Genomic DNA, 21,999 nt, shown 5'->3' with positions numbered 1-21,999 from the left:
GCCCGCTTGCCCGGTCAGGACGCTCGCAGCGATGCCGCCGGTTCGACCCGGCTCGCCTTCCACGCCGGGTAGGCTCCGGCCGCGGTGCCGACCAGGAGGCCCAGCAACGGCCCGCCGCCGAGAAGGGCCGGATCCAGCACGACCAACCATTGCTTCACGAGCGCCACCGCGACAGCGGCATCGACTGCCACGACCGTACCGAGGATTCCGCCGGCCAGACCGAGCAAGCCTGATTCGACGAGGAACTGGCCGGCGACGGCGGCTCTCGAGGCGCCGATCGCCCTCCGCAACCCGATCTCTGGCCTGCGTTCCAAGACCGATACCAGCGTCGCGTTCGAGACGCCCAGCGCCCCGATGATCAACGACACGAGCGCCAGACCCAGGAACAGCGCACGCGTATCCTCCTCGACACCCTCACGGAAGGTACGCAGGTCCGGCGGCACAAGCGCCTCCAGCGCACCGGGATCGGCTGGATACAGCGCCAGCCGGGCTTCACCTGCGACCTGGTCGGCTGCGCCGAGAGCGGTTCGCACCACCACCATCGGCTGTCCGAACAGCGGCTGCTCGCGGCTGTCATGAAGGCAGCGCTGGTAGGGCATGATCACCGCTGCGGTCATCCGGGCCTCACCCACCGGGGCCTCGTAGACGCCGATCACGCTGACCGGCGCTCCGTCCACGTAGATGAGCTGTCCGGGCTGCGACACTCCCAGGGCTTGAGCGGCCACCGTATCCACGACCACGACCTGCTCAGCGCGGGTGCCGTGTCCGTCGTCGAAGAATCGGCCCGAGACCGGCGCGACCCGCAGCGCGCTGAACGCGCTCGGCTGCGCCGCGAGCAGGCCGATCCTCGTCGGCACACCGGTGGCATGCTGCGGCGTGACGGCCGTGGCACGGTGCTCATCGCGTGCCGCCTCACAGATCAGCCCAGCTGCCTCGACCCCGTTGAGCCTGGTCACGTTCATGATCACACCCGGTTCGGGCCTGCTCACCCGCTCCGGCCAGCGCAGCGTCAGGCTCGTGGCACGGGTCGCGTCGAACTTGTCAGAGATCGCACCGGACGCGGTGGCCGTGACTGCCAGCGTGGCGACGGTCGCCGCGACTCCGAGGCCGACACCGGCCGCCGTCAGCAACGACCGGCCTCGCCTGCCGACTGCTGCGTGCCATGCCTGCGTGAAGACGTCACGCGGACTGGTGCGAGCCGCAGCGGCCATCGCGCACCTCCACCCAGCGGTCGGCAGCATCACGGACCTGCTGATCGTGCGTGATCACCACGACCGCACGGCCCGGCGTGGCCAGTTCCCGTAGCAGTTCCAGGACCGTCGCGGTGTTCTCGCTGTCGAGGTTGCCCGTGGGCTCGTCGCAGAGCAGTAGCGTCGGATCATGCACTATCGCCCGAGCGACCGCGACACGCTGCTGCTCACCACCAGACAGCGTGCCCGGCCGGGCGGTGAGCCGGTGTGCCAGGCCGACCCGGCCCAGGGCCGCCTCGGCGCGGTGTCCGCGGACGTCACGGGGGACACCCTGGTGTACCAGCGGCAGCATGACATTGCGCACGCAGTCCAGGTGAGGAACCAGGTGGAAGGCCTGGAAGACGAAGCCGATAGCGCGGGCCCGAGCACGGGTGCGTTCACGTTCGGTCAAGGTGGTGACATCGCGCCCACCCAGCCGGAGCACCCCCGAGGTCGGCTTGTCGAGCAGACCGAGGATGTTGAGCAGGGTCGACTTACCGGAGCCCGACGCACCCACCACCGCGACCATCTCTCCGCCCTTGACGGACAGGCTCGCGTCACGCAGTGCGTGCACCTCGGGCGGGCCGGCGAAGACGCGGGACAGGCCCACCGCCTCGAGCACGGGCTCAGCCATGCCCGGCGACGACCACCGGGTCGTTCTCCACGAGTTCGCCGGTGACCGCAGCCTCGCCCAGGACACTGAGCATCACCGTCACCGGCACCTGCGTGCTCCGGCCGTCCTTGAGCACAGTGACATGGACTGCGCCGTCAGCGCCGGTCCACAGCGCCGACACCGGCACGATCAGGCTGTTCTCGGCGCTGTGGGCACGGGACACCCGCACCGACTGTGCGGTGCCCGGTTCCAGAACAGGCGTGCCTTCCACGGCGAACACACCCTCGCGATACGCGGGGCGTTCACCAACGGCGGGCCGCTCCCGGATCTCCAGCAGGCTGGTCCTGCGATCCTGCATCGGACCGGCGCCGAAGGTCACCTCAGGCCTGTTTTCGCTGAGCGCACGCTCACCGGCGGCATCGAGCAGGGCGGCGACCCGCCAGGGGCCCGAGGCAAGCGACGCGACCGTGCCGCCGGCCACCGCACCGACCTTGGCGGCAAGGCCGGCAACCTGTGCCGGAAGCGCAGGCACGAATGCGATCTCCCCGGCCGGCAGCACCACCCGCCGCGCCGCGCCCGCCGCGCCGGCGGTGGGCGACTGTGCCGGAAGGGGCGTGGACCCTTCCGGCAGGGCGACATCGCGGGTCACCGGCGCGTAACCGGCCCGCTGATACAGCTGCCGCAGATCACGCTCGGTGCGGCTGTCGAAGACCGAGGTCCGCGGTGTGCCGAAGCGGGCACGCAGGGCCTCCTGCAACTGCCTGACATCGGGGCCCGTGTCGCCACGCTGGAGGTCGCGGAAGGCCGGGAACTGTCCGGGCAGCACGATCAACGGTCGGCCCGACACCTCCATCAGCACATCGCCAGAGCGCACCTGGCTGCCGATGGCGACCTTCAGCCTGGTGACGACGATCTTGCTCGCGCCCTCCACCGCCGCGGGCGCGGCGATGTCTGTCGTGACGGCGCGTTCCAGCACACCGTCCAGCACGGTCTCGTCGAGCAGCTGTCCACGCCGCACCGGCACCGTCACCACAGACGGTGGCGGTGCCGCCGCTTGCGCCGCGCGCTGACCCGGGGTGCGGGCCAGGCTGGCTGCGTACACCGCCGTGCCGGTAGCCGCCAACAGCCCGGCCGAACCACCGGCGACCAGCAGTTGACGTCGATTCATGTCTTCCCTCCAGCCGAGGAGCCTGTCACACCACGCACGACTACGCCGGGCCGGCCAGCTTTCGAGCGGCGTCGAGCGCGGTGCGCATCATCTCGCGGTAGGTGTCGAGGTCACTCTTACGCGTGGTGTCGAGGCCTGCCCGAACCTCGGCGTGTACCTCCTCGGCAGTCCGGATCAGTGCCGTGGTCTGGGCGCACTCGGCTTCGAGCTTCGCCAGTGCCATCTCCAGCTCCCTGGCCTCCGTACGGGGCTTCAGCGAGTACTCGCGCGATACCTGTTCACGCAACGCCATCGGTTCGGCGACCTGCTGTCCCCTGCCGGCCATGCATGCGCGCCAGCCGGCCAGCGCTTTCAGGTACCGGGCGTCCTTGAGCACCGTCGGGGCGATTTCCGCGTCGATGTTGCGCCAGGACGTGTCGAGCCGCAACCAGTCGGGCAGCGATCCGAACAGCTTCGTACGTGCCTCCGCGAGGCAACCCTTCGACGCCATGCTGGCGGTCATGCCGTTGGCCAAGGTGACCGTGATCCGGTCCTGCTCGGTGCCGTGATAGGCGGTGTCGTACTCCCGCCAGCGCTCCTTGGGCAACGAATGCAGGTAGCGGGTGTTGGGGTCTTCCGGCGTCACGTCCGGTGCCGATCGGCGTTCCCCGATCCCGTATCCGTGCGCCGTGACCCACGTGACGTCGGCGATGCCGTAAAGCTGATCGGGCTCGGTGTTCTTCCGAACTCGTGCGCGCCACTGCGCCCAGAACGGGTATCCGCGGGCCACCATGCATTCTCCGGCCAGCGTCGACTCGGCCCACTCGAGCCAGACGGTGTCGTCCACATCGGCCGTGGGCATACCGTCGACCTGCGTCAGTCTGACTTCCTCGGTCCCGCTGTCCGGGGAGGTGCAGCCGCCGACGAGCATCACGCCGATGAGGGCGCAGACCACTTTGCGCATCTATTTTCCGCCCAACTCCTGCTGAACCCGGACGAGACACTCACGAAGCTGCGCGGCATACGCGACAAGCTGCGGTTCGATCCGCCGGCGTGCCTGATCGACCAGCAGCGCCCACTGCGCCGACACGGTCTCGCGCACCTGGTGTTCGTCCGCGCAGCGGGCGTCCGCGACGGCCAGTGTGCGCTCCTTCATCCGTGCCTCGGCGAGGGGCCACGGGCCGCCCTTGGGCACCGGCACACCCGGGCGGCTACCGACCGGGTCGAAGAAGTACTGCGCGTATGCGGCGGCGTCACGCGGCTCATCGAACCGCGGGTATCCCGCCTTGGCCACGCACAGCGCCCAGGCTTCGCGGGCCTTGCGTACCGCTGGCACCGCGGCCAGCATCTCCTCAGTCGGCAGGTGCTGGTAGGTCGGGTTGCGAGGGCCGCGCTGCGTGGCGCCGTAGGCCGCGGTGAGCACCGCGCCCCGGCAACCTCCGTCCTGCCCGGTGCCGTTGGCGCCGGGCGTCGCCGGGGTGTCCCCCGATCCCGTCAACTCCCGTTCGTACCGGCGCTGCTCCTCGAGCGACTGCTCGTACCACGCACCCGTCGGCTGGGGTTCGACATCGTGGCCACGCTGCTCGACGCGACCCGCGATGCCGTAGCCGTCGCGCTCGGCATCGGCCGACGACGGCGACGAGTAGATGTCGAGCATGACGAAACCGGGGTCCGTACGGGGCTCCCGGGGCAGCAGCACGGTGAAGCCCTTGCCCAGCATGCATCTGTCCTCGAGCTTGCCGATGGCGTCGTCGAGCTCCTGCCGTAGCCGCCCGACCTCGCGGAAGGCATCGCCGTCGACGACCGGCGCCGATCCCGTCGGCTGTGCCTGCGGGGGTTCGGGGGTCGAGGCGGTGCCGCACGCGGCCGTCGCCAGGGCGACGGCCGCGAGCGTGGTGCCGAACTTCAGCACGAGCTGCGCCATACGTGGGCCGAGGGAAGGTTGGCCATGCCGTACGACGAGCCGTACTTGATCTGCACCCCGTTCTGGACGCACATGCTGACGCCGCTGCCACCCGCGTACTGGTAGACCTGGACGTCGTTGTTGAAGGACGGCGTGCCGTGGTTCCACCACGACTCGGCGTTGTTGTTGATGTCGTATCCGCTGAACGTATTCGGAACGTCCGTGGCCGCCCAGTCCCACTTGTCGTTGTAGAAGCCGATGCCCTGGCTCGTCAGATTCGTGCTGATGTAGGCGCAGAAGTACCCGGTGTCGCAGTACCCTTCCTCACTCGCTCCGACGTCCTGCGCCGACCACAGCTTGATGAACGCGGGCGCCGCGCTGGCCGGCGCCGCCGTCGTGAGCACCAGACCGACCGATGACGCCACTGCGAGAGCCACTCCCGCAAGCCGTGCGCCGGCCCTCTTACGGATGTCCACCATTCCCCGTCCCTTCACTGGCCGAGCCGCGCCGATCGAGCCGCTCCCGGCCGGCCGCGCTCGAGCAGTCGCGATATTAGCCTCCACCTGATCTTCATGGGGGGCGTCGTTTCTGGACCCGGATGCACCGGGCGTCCATCGGGGACGCCGCCGAAGACGACGCCCCCGCAACGCTTCCGGGCCTGTCAGCAGGAGCTGCGCCAGACGTGGGCTGACGGAAGGTTCGCCATCCCGTACGAGGAGGCCAGCTGGATCTGCACACCGTTCTGCACGCACATGCTCACACCGCTGCCACCGGCGTATTGGTATACCTGCACGTCATTGTTGTAAGACGGAGTGCCGTGATTCCACCACGACTCCGCATTGTTGTTGATCGACTCGGTGCCGCTCCAGATCTTCGGCACGTCGGTGGCCGCCCAGTCCCACTTGTCGTTGTAGAAGCCGATGCCGTAGGGATCGAGCCAAGGCTTGGTGTAGGCGCAGAAGTACCCGGTGTCGCAGTAGCCGTTGTCACTCGAACCCACGTCCTGGACGGCATACAGATGGATGTACGCCGGAGCTGCGCTGGCCGGCGCGGCCGTGGTCACCACGAGTCCGACCGACCCCGCGACAGCGAGCACCGCACTGGCCAACCGGACTCTGCCTCGCTTGCCGATGATTGCCATTCCCCGTCCTCTCACTGCCCGAGCAGCGCCGATCGAGCCCTTCCCGATCAAGTCGCGTTCGGACGATCGAGATCGTAATCCCCGATCGAACGTCGTGGGGGGCCTCAGATCGTCGCTTACGAGCAGCCGTCGTCAGCTCAAATTCACGAGGCTCGGCGAGCTCGGGCCGCAATGGCAAGCAGGGGATGAATCTGCCTAATTCCCCCGGATACCGGTAAAAGATCTGATCTCGTCATTGCTCGCGGTCGCCGAGGCTGACCAACTACAGTGGCTCGGTCGAAGGCGATCCAGACCCTGGGGGAGGCATGGCGGACGTGTCACAGCGAACAGTGCACGGAACACCATGCCCGGCCGGCGGCCGACCCCACAGCGGTGGCCACGACGGCCGTTGCAGCCGCCGCCGACGACCCTCGATCAGTTCGCGCGGCCAGCCCGGAGTTCGCCAAGAGGGTCAGCTGACCGCGCCCGTCAAGGCGACCACACCCACGCAACGGACCTGGGGAGTCACGTGGCAACATCGACGATCGACCAAGAAGAGCAACGAGGCTTCGTGCCGCAACGGCGCCCCCCTCGCGGGCGCGGCGACGACACACCGGCCACCAAGACCCCGAAGCGCAAGAAGAGACGTGGTGCGCCACTGTCCGCCAAGCTGGCGATCACCTTCGGCGCGCTGCTGATGATGGTCTCCGGTGGCGCGCTGGTGGGGATCAAGACCATCGTCGGCAACCTGGAGGGCAACATCCAGGTGTCGGAGAGCACCGAGCTGGTGGACCCGGAGACCTCGGCCGCCCCGGCCGCCCCGGCGGGTAAGGCCTTCGACGGCGCGTTCAACATCCTGCTGCTGGGCATCGACACGCGCGCCAGCCAGAAGGCGACCGACGCCCGCTCCGACACCATCCTCATCCTTCACGTGTCGAAGAACCACGATCAGGCATACCTGATGTCGGTGCCGCGGGACGTGAACATCCCGGGTTCGCAGCAGCGCATCAACGGCGCGTTCACGAACGGTCTTGGCGGCAAGGGCGACTGGCGGGGCGGGCTGAAGTCCGCGGCCAAGGCGATCAGCAAGCTGACCGGTGGCATGGCGTTCGAGGCGGCGGCGGTCATCGACTTCGGCGGCTTCAAGACGTTCATCGACGCGCTGGGCACCGTGCCCATGTGCGTGGAGGCGCCGACCAAGTCGATCCACAACTTCGTGGTCAAGGGCAAGCCCAAGTACATCGGCGGCATCGCCGACGAGCACGAGGCCGACAGCTACGCCCGGCGTACGGGCAACCAGCGCTACCTGCACAAGCCGGGCTGCCGGGAGATGGCGGGCTGGGAGGCGCTGGACTACGCGCGCCAGCGCTACCTGCCGGACGGGTCCGGCGACTACGGCCGCCAGCGCCACCAGCAGCAGCTGATCAAGGCGATGGCGAAGAAGGCCGGCTCGGCCGGCGTGCTCACCGACTTCGGCAAGGTCAACCAGCTGATCGCCGCGGTGGGCAAGTCGATGCTGCTCAGCCTGCCCAAGGGGATGGGCGTCACGGACTTCCTGTTCACCATGAAGGACATGGCCAGCGCCGATCTCGTGCTGCTCAAGACCAACTCGGGCACCTACGAGAGCATCGTCGTCAACGGCAAGTACCAGGGCGAAGCGCTCGACAAGACGACCAAGGACATGTTCCGCGCTGCGAAGAATGACAAGCTGGGCAACTTCGTACTTATCCATCCAGAAGTCGTCAACAACGAGAAGTAATTTCGGATTCAACGCCTTCCGGAGTGAGCGGTCCATACGCTGAGGGTGAGGATTTCCCACTCCGGGAGGCGGCATGGCCAGCTCCGTGTGGCATACCGGCGACGGCAGGAGGGATGAGCCCCGGGCCACCGGCCTCGGCTGGCCCTCCCCGGCGGCGGCGCCACCGGGGCGCGGGTCGCCCCGCTCGGGCCTCGGCTGGCCGGAGAACCCGCAGGCCGGCCGGAAGGTCCGGACGGGCAGGAACATCCGGCAGCCCGGGAACAGCCATCGTGCGGACCCGGTGCGCTCCGACGAGTCGCCGCGCCGCCGGCGCTGGCCACAGGCACTGGTCGCGGTCCTGGTCGGCCTGGTGCTGCTCGCCGGTGGCGGCCTCGTCGCCGGGCAGGCGCTGGTGCAACGGTACGAGTCGAGCGTGAGCCGTGACGTGCTGCTCGACCCGCGCGCCCGGGACATGGCCGACTCGCAGGTGGGCTGGCGGCGGCTCACCGGCCCGCTCAACTACCTGCTCATCGGGTCCGACCTGCGGGAGTCGAACCCGGGGGCGGGGCAGCGCTCGGACACCATCCTGGTCGTCCAGGTGGACCGCGACCTGAACCACGCGTACGTCATCTCGATCCCACGCGACCTGCGGGTGGAGATCCCCGAGCTGGGCGGCACCTCGTTCGGCGGGGCGCGCCAGCGCATCAACGCGGCGTTCGAGGCCGGCGGGGGCGGCAGCGGCGGCGTTCAGCTGCTGTCGGCCACCCTGACCGCGCTCACCGGGATGCGCTTCGACGGCGCGGCGGTGGTCGACTTCGGCGGCTTCACCCAGGTCATCGACAGCCTCGGCGGGGTGAACATGTGCGTCGACACCGAGGTGCGGTCGATCCACACCAAGCGGCTGTTCACCGTCGGCTGCCGCGAGATGAACGGGGCCGAGGCGCTGGACTACTCCCGGCAGCGGTACGGCCTGCCGGGCGGCGACTTCGACCGGCAGCGCCACCAGCAGCAGCTGGTCAAGGCGATCCTCAGCAAGGCGCTGGACAGCGGGGTGACCCGCAACCCGCTCAAGCTCGACCAGTTCATCCGGGGCATCGGGCAGTCGCTGACCCTGGACACCGGCGATGCCACGCTGACCGACCTGATCGTGGCGCTGCGCAACATCCGCCCCGACTCGCTCACCGGCATCCGGGTGCCGTCCTACCCGCAGAGCATCGGCGGGGTGTCGTACGTGCTGCTGCAGGACGGGGCCGAGGACCTGTTCCGGGCCATGCGCGACGCCGACCTGGCCACCTGGGTGCAGCAGCATCCCGAATGGGTCAACGCGATCTGACGGTGACATGCGGAGCCCGCTCCGCGGCCTTAAGCGGTCGTCCAGCCTCCGCTGCGCTCCGGCCGGACACCGAGCGGCCGCTCCGACGGGCTCCTTGGGCGGGACTGACCTTTACACTTGCAGGCGTGTTCGCTGCGCAGATTCCCACCGCCACCGTCGCCGAGGTGCCCGCCGACGCCTTCCTGCTCGACGTCCGCGAGGACGACGAGTGGGCCGCCGGCCACGCCCCCGCGGCTGTCCACCTGCCCATGATGCAGATTCCGGTTCGCATGGCCGAGGTCCCGCAGGACCGTGAGGTCTACGTGCTCTGCCGGGTCGGCGGCCGCTCCGGCCAGGTCGTGTCGTACCTGCGCCAGCAGGGCTGGGACAACGTCACCAACGTCGACGGCGGCATGATGGGCTGGGCCGCCGCCGGCCGCCCGGTCGTCGCCGACGAGGGCCGGTCGCCGCAGATCATCTAGTCGTGAGCGAGCGTATGAGTCCGACCCCCGACCCGTCCCCACTGGTGTTCGCCCATCGCGGCTCGTCGGCCGCCCTGCCCGAGCACACGCTGGGGGCGTACGCGCGTGCGCTGCGCGAGGGCGCCGACGGCATCGAGTGCGACGTGCGGCTGACGCGCGACGGGCACCTCGTGTGCGTGCACGACCGGCGCCTGGACCGGGTCAGCGACGGGCGGGGGCCGGTCGCGGCGTACACGCTGGCCCAGTTGCGGGCGCTCGACTTCGGCTCGTGGCACCCCAGCGGGCAGCCGGCCGGGGTGCTGACGCTGGAGGAGCTGCTCGACACCGCGCGCCAGGCCGGGCGGCCGGTGCGGATGCTGATCGAGACCAAGCACCCCAACCGGTACGGCAAAGCCGTGGAGTACCGGCTGCGGGCGGTGCTGAACCGGCACGGCCTGACCAGCACGTCCGCGGCCGCGCCGGTGCGGGTGACGGTGATGTCGTTCTCGCCGCTGGCGGTGCGCCGCTCCCGCGAGCTGCTGCCGTCGCTGCCCACGGTGCAGCTGATGGACCTGCTGCCACCGGGGCTGCGCATCCGGCGGCTGCCGTTCGGCACCCGCATCGCGGGCCCCGGCCTGGAGCTGGTGCGCCGGCGGCCGGATCTGGTGCGGCGGCTCAAGGCCGGCGGCCAGCAGGTGTACGTGTGGACCGTGAACGCCACCGACGACGTGGACCTGCTGCTCAAGCTCGGTGTCGACGGCATCATCACGGACCGTCCGGCCGAGGTGCTGGCACACCTCGGTCGTTGAATCATCACTGATCGGTCACGAGCCCTGGCGCGTCGCTGCTCCGGCAGGCAGGATCCTGCATGTGGAGGTGGCGTACCGCGAGCTGACGTTGGGTATCGCCGCGCTCTTCAACGACCCGGTCACCGGCCGCGGCGGCCTGCCGGCCCTCGACCGCCTGCTGCACCTCGGCCAGTACGCGCTGGGCGTGCCCGGAATGGCGCTGTCGGAACTGCACACCGCCGGCGGGGCCGGCCGGGTCATCGCCGCCACCGGCACCGCTGACTGGGCGCTGGGCCGCCCGGTCCAGCCCGAGGTGGTGGCCGCCGTGCTGCGTCCCGGGCTGGCGACCTACCGGGTGGAGCTGGGCGCGGTCGACGACGATTCGTCCGACCAGATGACGTCGCTGGGCAGCCGGTGGATCCTGCTGCACCGGATCGACCTCGATGGGCGTACGCCCGCGATGCTCGGCGCGTTCATGCCGGACGACAGCCCCGCCGACGCCGACCAGCTCGCCGTGATGGCGCTGCTCGGGGCGACCGTGGGCCGCCTCTACAGCGAGCGGGCCGGGCTGCCGGTGCAGAACGCCGGTGACGATCTGGCCGATCGGGAGCTGTTCATCGCCGTCACCAGCCACGAGCTGCGCACCCCGGTCACCGTCATCAAGGGGTACGCGGACACGCTGCGCGACCACTGGAGCCAGCTCGACGACAAGTCGCGCCGGGAGGCGGCCCGGGTGATCGGCCAGCGCAGCGACGAACTGGCCCGCCTGGTCGACCGGCTGCTGGCCGCGAGCACCGACACCGCGGTCGGCACGCTGTCGCCGGGCCCGTTCGACGTCGTCGAAGCGCTTCGCCACGCCGCGGCGAACCTGCCCGCCGATCTGCGCCGCCGGTTCCGGCTGGAGCTGCCGGAGCGCCTGCCGCTGGCCTACGGGGACCGCGCCACCATTCCGAACGTGCTCACCGAGCTGGCCACCAACGCCGACAAGTACTCGGCGCGGGAGGAGACCGTGGTGCTGACCGCCGGCAACGACCGGCGCACGGTGTTCTTCCAGGTACTCGATCGGGGGATAGGGATCGCCCCCGAACAGGTCCATCAGGTGTTCGAGCGGTTCTGGCAGGCGGACAGCGGCGACGGACGGCGGTACGGTGGTGCCGGTCTGGGTCTTTATCTCGTCCGAAAGACTATTGAACGACAAAACGGATGGGTGTCCTTACGTCCCCGGGATGGGGGAGGTACCGTCGCAGAGGTACGGCTGCCGCGAGGTGACGTCAAGAGGGATGCGCACGCATCCGGGGAGGCATGATCGTGTCGATGGCTGTCGCTGAGCGAGCCTGGTGTGTGGTGGTGCCCCACCACGCCCGCGGCGCGCAGCAGGCGCGACACCGTCTCGCCGCGGCCCTCGCCGACGCGGTCACCCCCAACCTGCTCGCCGATGTCGTCTCGGTCGCCGCCGAGCTGGTCGGCAACGCGGTGCGGCACGCCGAGCCGCTGCCCGGCGGGGTCGTCCGGCTGGCCTGGCGGCTGCGGGTGGTCGAGTCGAAGCAGGTCATCGAGGTGCGGGTGACCGACGGCGGCGCGCCTGGGCTGCCCCGCCCGCGCACCGCCGGGGCCGAGGACCCGGACGGCCGCGGCCTCACCATCGTCGATGCGCTCGCGGTCCGGTGGGGTGTCGAGCGGGACGGTCTCGGGCAGAGCGTCTGGGCGGAACTAAGCTGACCCGGTGATCCCACGCCAGCCTTCCGGGAGCGACTCATGAGTCCTGGGAAGCTGCGACGAGCGGAGCTGAGGAGCAGCCGTGAGTAAGAAGAACCGCCTGGAGAAGAAGCAGGCGAAGCCGCCGAAGGTGCGCGACGTCTTCGTGGCCCGCCCGTTCGAAGGGCTGGCCGCCGAGACCGAGCTGGTGGCGCTGCGCGAGCTGGTGCCCGCGGCGACCGCGCCGCTCACCCTGGCCCCGGAGTACGTCGAGAAGTACGGCGAGCGCCAGATCACGCTGGCCACCATCCTGCCGATGGCCTGGCCCGCGCTGACCAAGACGGACGGGCGCATCCTGCTCGGCCTGCAGCGGCACGAGCGCTCCGGCGACGTGAACCGCGACCTGGCCGTGGCACTGCTGTGCGCGCTGGAGGGCGAGCCCGGCGCGCCGGTGAACGTGCCCCCGCTGCCGGGCGAGGGTCCGCGCCTGGGCGACCTGCTGGTCGACGCACCGCTGGAGATCACGGTGCACGAGGGCTTCGACTTCTGGCTCGACGCGGACCAGGAGCGCGACGCCGAGGTGTCGGCATCGCTGGACGCGGCCAACGCCTCGGTGTACCCGACGGTGCGGATGGCGGCGGCGCCGGCCGCGTACTGGTGCCGGGTGCCGGAGAAGTCCCACGTGCGCTGGGTGCTGCCCGACGGCGAGGACGTGGCGCTCAACGCGCTGGCCCGGCTGAGCGCGGGGGGCGAGCTGAAGCTGACCGACGAGACCAAGTTCGCCGGCATGTTCCGGGCGCACGGCCTGCTCGTCCCGGTCTGGGACCTGCCGTCGGCCCCCGACGCCGGCGCGTGGGAGGAGTCGCTGGCCGCGGTCTCGGCGCGGTACGACGCGGCGAAGGCGGTCGACGAGCCGCTCACCCCCGACCAGCGCCGCGCGCGGCAGGGCCTGCTCGGCCGCCAGCTGACCCTGCGCTGACCTGCCTTTTCACGTACGTCCCGCTGCGCCCGTGCTGCTCCGGCAGTGCGGGCGCAGCCCTGTCTCACGGGTTGCTCACCGCACGGCGGCCGGGTGCGTGAGAATCTCGGCGACGCGCGGCGACAGACCTGCCGCATGAGCCCCAGGGAATGAAGCTGAACCGGACATTCATCCATTCATTCTTGCTGAGTGCCCGATTTGCCCCCTGACACATCGATGAGCGAACACGTACGGTAAGGGACACCTAACTCAATGCGTGTCGTTCCACCCGGAGGCACCCCATGACCGTCTACCCCGATCGTGCGCCCTTCCTGCGCCCGACCTTCGGACGCTCCCCCAGCCTGCCGGTGCCGTCAGGACCAGACACCGCCCCGCCCCCCGGTTCCCCGATGGACTGGGCCCGCCGCCGCCGCGCCGACCGAGCCGTCCGGCGCATGTCGGCCGCCGAGGACCGCGCGGTGCACCGCCTCGGTCGCGACTGGCACGTCATCGAGTGGCCGCACGCATTGCTGACCACCCAGACCGCGCAGGCCGGCACGGCCAAACCGCAGCAGCCCTCGAACGCGGGCTTCCTCGCCATCGGGCCGGGCGGCATCTTCAGCGTCTCCCTCGCCCAGCACGGCCGCAGCCGGGTGCTCATCGCCGGCGACGTGGTGCAGATCAGCGGCCGCCGGCCGCCGTACATCTCGCAGGCCCGCCGCGACGCCAAGCGCGCCGCCAAGGCCATCTCCGCGGCGATCGGGCAGGACATCAAGGTGTTCGCCGTGCTCGCGTTCGTCGGCAGCGGGCCGATCAGCGTCAACGGCCTGCCCAAGGAATGCATCGTCACGTCGTATCGCGAGCTCGACAAGGTGCTCGACTCCACCGGCCGGCGGATCACCGGCACCACCGCCGAGAAGCTGTCCCAGGTGGCCCGCAACCCCGCGATCTGGGTCAACCAGCCGTACGCCGCGGGCAGCGGTTACACGTGGCACCCGGAAGGCTCGACCCCCGGTGACAAGGGCACTGCACGCGGGTAACGTGAGCAGCGATGACCCACATCGAGCTCTCCCTCTCCCCGTTGGAGCCGATCGCCGTCGACCCGCTGCACAGCTGGTCGGTCCCGGTTTCCTCGGCCGAGGAGTCGTGTTTGGTCATCGACGCCAAAGGCTTGATCGTCGCCGCCTCCTCGTCCTGGGTCCGGCTGCTCTCCGTGGAGCACCACACCGAGCTGGCCGGGCGGGACGTACGCGAGGTCCTGTGCCTGATCGACTTCACCGCCGCCGGAAACGAGCTGGGTGAAGCAGAGCGCGAGCAGATCCCCCCACTGCTCGCGCTCACCTCCAAGCGGCCCGCACGCGGCCTGCTGCGCGTGCGCGGGCCCCAGGACACGCCAAGCCGAACCCTCGACGCCGTCGCCACCCCGCTGTGGCAGGGCGGTCAGGTCGTCGGCTCACTCAGCTTCTTCGCGGCGGTATGACCGCGGGTAGGGCGACCGCGCGCTAGTCTCGTTGCCCATGCCCCTGCGTCCAACCCGTCCGTCCAACCGGGCCCTCCCGCTCGCCACCGCGTGCCTGGCCGGCGCGGCTCTGCTCGGTGGCTGCGGAGTTCCACCCGAGCTGCAGCCCAAGCCCGGCGGCACCGTGCCGCAGCCGTCCGTGTCACCCAGTGCGGTGACGCTGCCGCCCAGCTTCAGCCTGCCGCCGTCGGCCCCGCCCAGCAGCCCCGGCCCCTTCCCCGAGCTGACCGTCACCGACTGCCAGGGCCGCCCCGGCGGCGACCAGATCATCGCCGCGGTGCGCCGCAAGTCGTCGATCCTGCCCGGCTCGGGCACGGTCACCGTGACCAGGCCCCCGGTCTGCGCCGGAACCTGGCAGTACACCGTGCTCACCGTGCCGGGCCGGGAACCCCTGCAGGTCGTCACCAAGGGCGTGCCGACCTCGCTCGACCTGGTCACCGCCGGCACCGACATCTGCACCGTCGAGGTGCGCAACTTCGCCCCACCCGGCATCCGCATCACGGCCGGCTGCTGACGCCGTGGCCGCATGCCGTGGCCGCGAAGGCGGCCACCAATGACTAGGCTCGTCGGTATGCCTGGAGTTCCGCCCACCCGTTTCGTCTACCTCGGTCCGGAGAGCACCTTCGCCGAGCAGGCGCTGCTCACCATTCCGGCCGCCGGGAGAGGCATCCGGACGCCCGCCCGCAGCGTGCCCGAGGCGCTGGAGGCCGTGCGGGCCGGCGACGCCGACGCGGCGCTGGTCCCGTGGGAGAACTCGATCGGCGGCGCCGTCGGCGTGACGCTGGACGAGCTGGTCGACGGCGACCCGCTGGTGATCACCCGCGAGGTGGTCATCCCGGTGGAGTTCGTGCTGGCCGTCCGCTCCGGCACCACGCTGGCCGGCGTGCGCTCGATCGCGGCGCACCCGCAGGCGTCCACGCAGTGCCGGGGCTGGCTGCGGGCGTACGCGCCGGACGCGACCGTGGTCGACGTGCTGTCCAACGGGGCCGCCGCGGCCGGGGTCGCCGCGGGCGACTTCGACGCCGCGATCTGCGCCCCGATCGCCATCCAGCGCTTCGGCCTGCTCCAGCTAGCGGACAAGATCGCCGATCACCCGGACGCCGCGACGCGTTTCGTGCTGCTGTCGCGGCCGGGCACCCCGCCCGAGCCGACCGGCAACGACCTCACCTCGCTGGCCGTCTGGATCTCCCACGACCGGGTCGGGGCGCTGCTCGCCGTGCTCACCGAGCTGGCCGTACGCGGCGTGAACCTGACCCGGATCGAGTCCCGCCCCACCGGCGAGCGGCTCGGCCGGTACGTCTTCTTCCTCGACTGCACCGGCCACGTCGCCGAGGCGCGGGTCGGCGAGGCGCTGCAGGGCCTGCGCCGCATCTGCGCCGGGGTGCGCTTCCTCGGCTCGTACCCCCGGGCCGGTCTGCCCGGCTCGGCGCCGGAGCGGCCGGTGCCGCCGCCGCCGGGACTGTCCGACCCGGACTACACCGACGCCGCCGCCTGGCTGGGCCGGCTGCGCCGGGGCGAGCTGTCCTGAGCCATGGCCGTCGAGATGAGCCGGGAACGCTTCGAGGAGCTGGTCGCCGACGCCCTCGACGAGGTCCCGCAGGAGCTGCTCAACCTGATGCGCAACGTCGTCATCCTGGTGGAGGACGAGTCGCCGCCGGGCGAGCCCGAGCTGCTCGGCCTGTACGAGGGCCACGCGCTCACCGCCCGCGGCTGGGACTATGCCGGGGTGCTGCCCGACCGGATCACCATCTACCGGCATCCGATCCTGCGCATCTGCGACACCGACGACGACGTCGTCGAGGAGGTGGCGGTCACCGTGGTGCACGAGATCGCCCACCACTTCGGCATCGACGACGACCGCCTGCACGAGCTGGGCTGGGGCTGAGAAACCCCCGCGGGTTTCCCCGATCTTCACCCTGACCTTTGCCACTGAGTCACGAAGCCGACTTTCATACTTGTGCAGGTCAACTACGCTCGGTGCGTTTCTCCGCCCCCGTTTGTATGGAGGATGACGACATGCAGAGCGCACTCTTCGCTGCCGAGAACCTGGAGAAGGAGTCCGCGACTCCCGGTCTGACGCTGCAGAACTCGAAGATGCTGAAGATCGAGCTCAACGGCGAGGTCATGGCACGCACCGGCGCGATGGTTGCCTACCAGGGCCAGGTGCAGTTCCAGGCGCTGGGTTCCGGTGGCGCGGCCAAGTGGCTCAAGAGCAAGCTCACCGGTGAGGGCATCCCGCTGATGAAGCTTTCCGGCCGTGGTGACGTGTTCCTGGCCGACCGGGCCGCCGACGTGCACCTGATCGACCTGGGCCCCGGTGACCACCTCAGCGTCAACGGCACCAACGTGCTGGCCTTCGAGTCGTCGCTGAACTACGACATCAAGATGGTCCAGGGCATGGGCATGTTCTCCGCGGCCGGCCTGTTCAACTGCGTCTTCTCGGGCCAGGGCCGGATCGCCATCACCACCAAGGGCACCCCGGTCGTGCTGACCGTGGACCAGCCCACCTACGCCGACCCCCAGGCGGCGATCTGCTGGTCGGCCAACCTGCAGACCGGCTACCACCGCGCCGAGCAGCTGGGCATCGGCACCCTGCTGGGCCGCAGCACCGGTGAGGCCTTCACCATGAGCTTCCAGGGCCAGGGCTTCGTCGTGGTGCAACCGTCCGAGGAGCCCCCGGCGGGCATCGCCGGCGGCAGCGGCGGCCAGCAGCAGCAGGGCGGGCTGCTGGGCGGCCTGCTCGGCCAGTGACCCCGGCGCAGGTCCGATGACGGCAGGCCCCTCCCCCGTGGAGGGGCCTGTTTTTTCAGCCGTACATGGGATGATGCGCCCATGTCCGAGGACCTCGATGTGGTGGAGTTCGGGCCGGAGACGGCCGTCGCGGAACGCCGCCGCCCCGGCTGGCGTGCGATGACGACGGACTCCCGGCTGACGACAGGGCTCGTCGTGCTGGCGGGCGCCGCGGCGATCGCGTCGCTGATCGGGGAGTGGCAGATCATCGACACCACCCGGTCCGGCGACGAGTACTTCGCCAGCATCCCGCAGGTGACCAGCTCGGTCTGGTCGACCACCGGCGGCACGCCGTACCTGTCGGGCCTGATGCTGGTGGCGGCGGCGACCGCGGTGGCGCTGTTCGGGCCGGCCGCGGCCCGGTCGACCGCGCGGCTGGCCGCGCTCGGCACCTCGGCGGTGCTGCTCGTGGTGCTGGCGGCCGCGGCGAGCGTGCTGAGCACGACCAGTGAGCTGCCACGCGTGTTCGGCGGCTTCATGAACACCGAGCTGCTGTCCCGCTTCAGCTCCAGCCCCGGCCGCGGCATGTGGGCGGCGCTCGCGGCGGTGGTCCTGCTGGGGCTCGCGATGCTGTCCGCGCACCGGCAGGAGCCCGAAACGGCACGCGGCCGGCACGCGGCCGCCGACGACGGCGACGAGTCCGACGACTACGAGTCGGGCGACATCGATCTGACGGTCACCACCGCCGCGCCGTTCATACGGCAATACTGACGCGAAGCTCCGAACGTGTGCCGGTACGCTTTTCGACGTGATTGATCTGCGTCTGCTCCGCGAGGACCCCGAAGCCGTACGAGCCAGCCAGCGCCTGCGCGGCGACTCCGTCGACGCCGTCGACGACCTGCTGCGCGCCGACGAGTCGCGGCGGTCCGCGGTGGCGTCCTTCGAGGCGCTGCGCGGTGAGCAGAAGCAGCTCGGCAAGTTGATGCCGAAGGCGACCGGGGACGAGAAGGCCGCGCTGCTGGCCCGGACCAAGGACCTCGCCGCCGAGGTGAAGGCGGCCGAGGCCGCGGTCAACGAGGCCGAGCAGGTGCTGCGGGCCGCGCAGTTCGCGATCGCGAACGTGGTGCAGGACGGCGCGCCCGGCGGCGGCGAGGACGACTACGTCGTGCTGCGCGAGGTCGGCGAGCGCCCGGTGTTCGACAACCCGCGCGACCACCTGGCGCTGGGCGAGCTGCTCGGCGCGATCGACACCGAGCGCGGCGCGAAGGTGTCGGGCGCCCGCTTCTACTACATGACCGGCGTCGGTGCGCTGCTGCAGCTCGGCCTGCTGCAGATGGGCCTGTGGCAGTCGGTGGAGGCCGGGTTCACCCCGATGATCCCGCCGGTGCTGGTCAAGCCGGAGTCGATGGAGGGCACCGGTTTCCTCGGCTCGCACGCCGCCGAGGTCTACCACCTGCCCGCCGACGACCTGTACCTGGTCGGCACGAGCGAGGTGCCGCTGGCGGCGTACCACAAGGACGAGATCCTGAACCTGGGCGACGGGCCGCTGCGCTACGCCGGCTGGTCGAGCTGCTTCCGCCGGGAGGCCGGCTCGTACGGCAAGGACACCCGCGGCATCATCCGGGTGCACCAGTTCGACAAGGTCGAGATGTTCTCGTACTGCGACCCGGCCGACGCGGCCGAGGAGCACCTGCGCCTGCTGGCGTGGGAGGAGGAGATGCTCGGCAAGCTGGAGCTGGCCTACCGGGTGATCGACGTGGCGGCGGGCGACCTCGGCTCGTCGGCGGCGCGCAAGTTCGACTGCGAGGCGTGGCTGCCCACCCAGAACCGGTACATGGAGGTCACCTCGACCTCGAACTGCACCACGTTCCAGGCCCGGCGGCTGAACACCCGGTTCCGCGACGCCGACGGCAAGACCCAGACCGTGGCGACGCTCAACGGCACGCTGGCCACCACACGCATGCTCGTGGCGCTCCTGGAGCAGCACCAGCAGCCGGACGGCTCGGTGCGGGTGCCCAAGGCGCTGCAGCCGTTCGTGGGCGGCCGCGACGTGCTGGAGCCCGCCAAGGCAGGGTCCTGAGCGGCGTGCCCGACCACGGGGGGACGGGGCACGTCGAGGTGCCGGAACGAGACGCGGCCGACCGGTCCGAGCTGCGCAACGACGGGGTACGGCTGCGCGGGCTGCCCAAACTCGTCGCCACCGACCTGGACGGCACCGTCGTCCGGTCGGATGAGACCGTCAGCGGCTTCACCCACGCGGTCTTCGACCGGGTGCGCGCGGCCGGGGTGCCCATCGTGGGCGCCACCGGCCGCGGCCCCCGGCTGGAGGAGCTGAGCCGGATCGACCTGCCGCACGCCGACCTGCTCGTGCTGGGCGGCGGCGGGCGGGTGCTGGACCTGCGCGACCCGTCCGCGCCGCGGGTGCTGCGCGACGCGCGGCTGCCCGGCCCGGTGGTGGCGGGCCTGGTCGATGCCCTGGAGAACCGGCTCGGGCGGGTGAAACTGCTGGTCGAAGTCCTGGACACGCAGCGCGCCCCGCTGTGGGGCGACGACGTGGACGACTGGCCGTACCCGGATGACCTGAAGTTCCGGCCGCGCGAGGAATCGCTCTGCTACGACGTGATCAAGGCGTTCGTGAAGACCGATGACACGGATGCCGACACGCTGCTGCGTACGGCGCGGGGTCTGGTCGCCCCCGAGGTGGCCGCGTTCACGCACTCCGGGCTGGGCTGGGTGGAGGTGACCCCGCCCGGCGTCGACAAGGCGACCGGGCTGGCCGTGGTCGCCGCGGAGCTGGGCATCGACCCGGCCGACGTGCTGGTCTTCGGGGACATGCCCAACGACATCCCGATGTTCGAGTGGGCGGGCCACCGGGTGGCGGTCGCCAACGCGCACCCCGAGATCCTCGCCCTGGCCGACGAGGTCACCCTCTCCAACGACCGCGACGGCGTAGCCGTCTACCTCGACGAACTCCTCAAACGCGAACCCTGACCCACCGCTCGCCCTGGGCGAGCGGTGGGGGTGATGAGGTCAGAGGTACTGGCCGGGCGAGGTGGCCTTGCCGGGTTCGATGTGGGTGCCCGGGGGCAGGGCGGGCACGTTGCGCATCTGCTCGAGTTGCATGCGGGCGGCCATCTGCTGGGCCACCAGCGCCGCCTGGATGCCGTGGAACAGGCCCTCCAGCCAGCCGACCAGCTGCGCCTGCGCGATGCGCAGCTCGGACTCCGACGGGGTGGCGCCCTCGGTGAAGTCGACGGAGATCCGCTCCAGCTCGTCGCGCAGCTCGGCGGAGAGCCCGTCCTCCAGCTCGACTATCGAGCGGCGGTGGATCTCCACCAGGCGCTGGCGGCCGGCCTCGTCGAGGGGCGCCGCCCGTACCTCCTCCAGCAGCTGTTTGATCATGCTGCCGATGCGCATGACCTTGGCAGGCTGCTCGATGAGGTGGCTCGGGTCCTCCTCACGCCCGGTGGCGCCGTCAGGGTTGACCTCGACCGTGCCGATGGGCCGACCGTCCGGACCGACGACCACGACACTCTTCTCCTCGGGATGCTGCTGGCTCACCACGACCTCCTCAGCGTCGAACCCACCCATCCTAGATCCCGAGACGCGGGCCTATGTTGATCATTGACGGGAGTGCCAGGACACGGTAGAACGCCACAGTGGGTCATAAGACTGCGCGCCCACAGGTTTGGCGACACCCCCACGGCCGTGCCCCTCGGTACGCGCGTCCGGCCGAATGTCACTCTGGAGGACACATTGGACGGCCTTGACCGTCGCAGGCTGCTCGGTCTGCTGACCGGCGTCGGCGTTGCGGGCGTGACCGGCGGCCTCGCGGGCTGCTCGACCGCTGGCACGACCAGCGAGCGCAGCGGCGTCAGCATCGGTCTGCTCGTCCCCGCCACCGGAGCGAACAAGGAGGTCGGCGCCGACCTGGAGCTGGGCTTCAAGCTCTACGTCGACCTGCACGACGGCAAGCTCGGCGGGCGCGCGGTGCGCATCGAGGTGGAGGACGAGGGCGAGACCACCAAGTCCGGCACCGCGGCGCTGGAGAACCTCTACAAGGCCCAGGTGCTGGCCGTCGTCGGCGTGGCCAACCCCGACCTGCTGCCCGCCGTGCGTGACCGGGTCGAGGAGGCGAAGGTGCCGCTGCTGGCCGCGCACGCCTCCCCGGCCGAGATGCCGAGCGCGCCGTACATCTGGCGCACCTCCTTCCTGTCCGACGAGCCGGCCCTCGCCATCGCGCACTACCTGCGCCGGCGCTACGGCAACGGCAGCGGCAAGGTCAGCCTCATCACCAGCCCGGGCACGGCGGGCACCGAGCTGATGCTCGGTTTCACCGGCGTCTACGGCGGCGGCGCGCAGGAACCCATCGTCGTGAAGTCCGGCATCAAGCCGACCACCGCGGAGTACGCGTCGTACGCCGGCCAGATCGCCGCCAAGAGCCCGCGGGCGATCTTCTGCAATCTGCCGAGCGCGCACATCGTCAAGTTCATGGCGGCGCTGACGGACGCGGGGCTCAAGCCGGGCCGCGACGTCGAGATCTACGCCCCGGGTTCGGTCGCCGAGGGTAGCGCGCTCAACGAGCTCGGCGAAGGCGCGCGCGGGCTCTTCACCGCGATGCACTACTCGGCCGACCTCAACAACCTGGCCAACCACACGTTCTCGTCGTTGTTCCAGTCCAAGTTCCAGCGCTCCCCAACGGCGTTCGCGGTCGCCGCGTACGACGCCGCCGCGGTGCTCGACCAGGCGCTGACGCTGGCCGGCGACACCACGCCCAGCGCGCAGA

Annotated in this window: 25 protein-coding genes; 17 read left to right on the top strand and 8 right to left on the bottom strand. The window is 70.7% G+C overall.

From position 1 onward, the window contains the following. Positions 1 to 14: 14 nt before the first annotated feature. The 7 genes from Cco03nite_RS25065 to Cco03nite_RS25035 form a co-directional block, all read right to left on the bottom strand. Entirely contained in the window at positions 15 to 1,211 is a 1,197-nt protein-coding gene (locus Cco03nite_RS25065) for an ABC transporter permease (RefSeq protein WP_203694652.1), read from the bottom strand. Further along, positions 1,180 to 1,863 carry an ABC transporter ATP-binding protein gene (locus tag Cco03nite_RS25060; protein WP_203694651.1) on the bottom strand — a complete coding sequence of 228 codons (684 nt, stop codon included), beginning with the start codon at positions 1,861 to 1,863 and terminating at the stop codon, positions 1,180 to 1,182. Before Cco03nite_RS25060 ends, Cco03nite_RS25065 begins: the two co-directional genes overlap by 32 nt. Next, positions 1,856 to 3,010 carry a hypothetical protein gene (locus Cco03nite_RS25055; RefSeq protein ID WP_203694650.1) on the bottom strand — a complete coding sequence of 385 codons (1,155 nt, stop codon included), beginning with the start codon at positions 3,008 to 3,010 and terminating at the stop codon, positions 1,856 to 1,858. The genes Cco03nite_RS25060 and Cco03nite_RS25055 overlap by 8 nt, the downstream gene beginning before the upstream one ends. A 40-nt stretch (positions 3,011 to 3,050) precedes the next feature. After that, entirely contained in the window at positions 3,051 to 3,953 is a 903-nt protein-coding gene (locus Cco03nite_RS25050; RefSeq protein ID WP_203694649.1) for a hypothetical protein, read from the bottom strand. Continuing rightward, the gene (locus Cco03nite_RS25045; RefSeq protein ID WP_203694648.1) at positions 3,954 to 4,913 is read right to left on the bottom strand and encodes a hypothetical protein; all 960 of its coding nucleotides are present in this window, start codon (positions 4,911 to 4,913) and stop codon (positions 3,954 to 3,956) included. Then, a complete protein-coding gene (locus Cco03nite_RS25040; protein WP_203694647.1) occupies positions 4,895 to 5,296 on the bottom strand; it encodes a peptidase inhibitor family I36 protein in 402 nt (133 codons plus the stop codon). The genes Cco03nite_RS25045 and Cco03nite_RS25040 overlap by 19 nt, the downstream gene beginning before the upstream one ends. Positions 5,297 to 5,553: 257 nt before the next feature. Further along, the gene (locus Cco03nite_RS25035) at positions 5,554 to 6,033 is read right to left on the bottom strand and encodes a peptidase inhibitor family I36 protein (protein WP_203694646.1); all 480 of its coding nucleotides are present in this window, start codon (positions 6,031 to 6,033) and stop codon (positions 5,554 to 5,556) included. 550 nt (positions 6,034 to 6,583) lie between these two features. Here Cco03nite_RS25035 and Cco03nite_RS25030 point away from each other — a divergent pair. From Cco03nite_RS25030 to Cco03nite_RS24955, 16 genes are all read left to right on the top strand, one after another. After that, complete coding sequence (locus Cco03nite_RS25030; RefSeq protein WP_203694645.1) at positions 6,584 to 7,771, top strand: LCP family protein; 1,188 nt, start codon at positions 6,584 to 6,586, stop codon at positions 7,769 to 7,771. Positions 7,772 to 7,844: 73 nt separating this feature from the next. After that, positions 7,845 to 9,083, top strand: a complete 1,239-nt coding sequence (locus Cco03nite_RS25025; protein WP_203694644.1) for an LCP family protein — start codon at positions 7,845 to 7,847, stop codon at positions 9,081 to 9,083. Positions 9,084 to 9,208: 125 nt separating this feature from the next. Next, positions 9,209 to 9,544, top strand: a complete 336-nt coding sequence (locus tag Cco03nite_RS25020; protein WP_203694643.1) for a rhodanese-like domain-containing protein — start codon at positions 9,209 to 9,211, stop codon at positions 9,542 to 9,544. 14 nt (positions 9,545 to 9,558) lie between these two features. Then, entirely contained in the window at positions 9,559 to 10,332 is a 774-nt protein-coding gene (locus tag Cco03nite_RS25015) for a glycerophosphodiester phosphodiesterase (RefSeq protein WP_203694692.1), read from the top strand. A 61-nt stretch (positions 10,333 to 10,393) separates the two neighbouring features. Next, the gene (locus Cco03nite_RS25010) at positions 10,394 to 11,617 is read left to right on the top strand and encodes a sensor histidine kinase (protein WP_239167638.1); all 1,224 of its coding nucleotides are present in this window, start codon (positions 10,394 to 10,396) and stop codon (positions 11,615 to 11,617) included. After that, the gene (locus Cco03nite_RS25005; protein ID WP_203694642.1) at positions 11,614 to 12,030 is read left to right on the top strand and encodes an ATP-binding protein; all 417 of its coding nucleotides are present in this window, start codon (positions 11,614 to 11,616) and stop codon (positions 12,028 to 12,030) included. Before Cco03nite_RS25010 ends, Cco03nite_RS25005 begins: the two co-directional genes overlap by 4 nt. A gap of 79 nt (positions 12,031 to 12,109) precedes the next feature. Then, complete coding sequence (locus Cco03nite_RS25000; RefSeq protein WP_203694641.1) at positions 12,110 to 12,985, top strand: DUF5926 family protein; 876 nt, start codon at positions 12,110 to 12,112, stop codon at positions 12,983 to 12,985. Positions 12,986 to 13,266: 281 nt separating this feature from the next. Next, on the top strand, positions 13,267 to 14,004 hold the full coding sequence (locus tag Cco03nite_RS24995; protein ID WP_239167637.1) for an NERD domain-containing protein: 738 nt from the start codon (positions 13,267 to 13,269) through the stop codon (positions 14,002 to 14,004). A gap of 11 nt (positions 14,005 to 14,015) precedes the next feature. After that, a complete protein-coding gene (locus Cco03nite_RS24990; RefSeq protein WP_203694640.1) occupies positions 14,016 to 14,444 on the top strand; it encodes a transcriptional regulator in 429 nt (142 codons plus the stop codon). Between the two features lie 37 nt (positions 14,445 to 14,481). After that, positions 14,482 to 14,997, top strand: coding sequence for a hypothetical protein (locus Cco03nite_RS24985; protein ID WP_203694639.1), 516 nt, complete (start codon positions 14,482 to 14,484; stop codon positions 14,995 to 14,997). 57 nt (positions 14,998 to 15,054) lie between these two features. Beyond that, the gene (gene pheA / locus Cco03nite_RS24980; RefSeq protein ID WP_203694638.1) at positions 15,055 to 16,011 is read left to right on the top strand and encodes a prephenate dehydratase; all 957 of its coding nucleotides are present in this window, start codon (positions 15,055 to 15,057) and stop codon (positions 16,009 to 16,011) included. 3 nt (positions 16,012 to 16,014) lie between these two features. Continuing rightward, a complete protein-coding gene (locus Cco03nite_RS24975; protein WP_203694637.1) occupies positions 16,015 to 16,368 on the top strand; it encodes a metallopeptidase family protein in 354 nt (117 codons plus the stop codon). Positions 16,369 to 16,499: 131 nt separating this feature from the next. Beyond that, positions 16,500 to 17,234 (top strand): AIM24 family protein, encoded by a 735-nt coding sequence (locus Cco03nite_RS24970; RefSeq protein ID WP_203694636.1) that lies wholly within the window; start codon positions 16,500 to 16,502, stop codon positions 17,232 to 17,234. Between the two features lie 81 nt (positions 17,235 to 17,315). Further along, a complete protein-coding gene (locus tag Cco03nite_RS24965; RefSeq protein ID WP_203694635.1) occupies positions 17,316 to 17,984 on the top strand; it encodes a hypothetical protein in 669 nt (222 codons plus the stop codon). Positions 17,985 to 18,021: 37 nt separating this feature from the next. Further along, positions 18,022 to 19,293, top strand: coding sequence for a serine--tRNA ligase (serS, locus tag Cco03nite_RS24960; protein ID WP_203694634.1), 1,272 nt, complete (start codon positions 18,022 to 18,024; stop codon positions 19,291 to 19,293). A 92-nt stretch (positions 19,294 to 19,385) separates the two neighbouring features. Continuing rightward, positions 19,386 to 20,204, top strand: a complete 819-nt coding sequence (locus Cco03nite_RS24955; protein ID WP_373314319.1) for an HAD family hydrolase — start codon at positions 19,386 to 19,388, stop codon at positions 20,202 to 20,204. 39 nt (positions 20,205 to 20,243) lie between these two features. Here Cco03nite_RS24955 and Cco03nite_RS24950 read toward each other — a convergent pair whose 3' ends face one another. Further along, complete coding sequence (locus Cco03nite_RS24950) at positions 20,244 to 20,774, bottom strand: bacterial proteasome activator family protein (protein WP_308440664.1); 531 nt, start codon at positions 20,772 to 20,774, stop codon at positions 20,244 to 20,246. A gap of 195 nt (positions 20,775 to 20,969) precedes the next feature. Here Cco03nite_RS24950 and Cco03nite_RS24945 point away from each other — a divergent pair. After that, a partial coding sequence (locus Cco03nite_RS24945; RefSeq protein WP_203694632.1) for an ABC transporter substrate-binding protein occupies positions 20,970 to 21,999 on the top strand: 1,030 nt, incomplete at its 3' end.

The organism is Catellatospora coxensis (genome assembly GCF_016862635.1).
Taxonomy (GTDB): Bacteria; Actinomycetota; Actinomycetes; order Mycobacteriales; family Micromonosporaceae; genus Catellatospora; species Catellatospora coxensis.
This window is presented reverse-complemented; position numbering and strand designations above follow the sequence as displayed.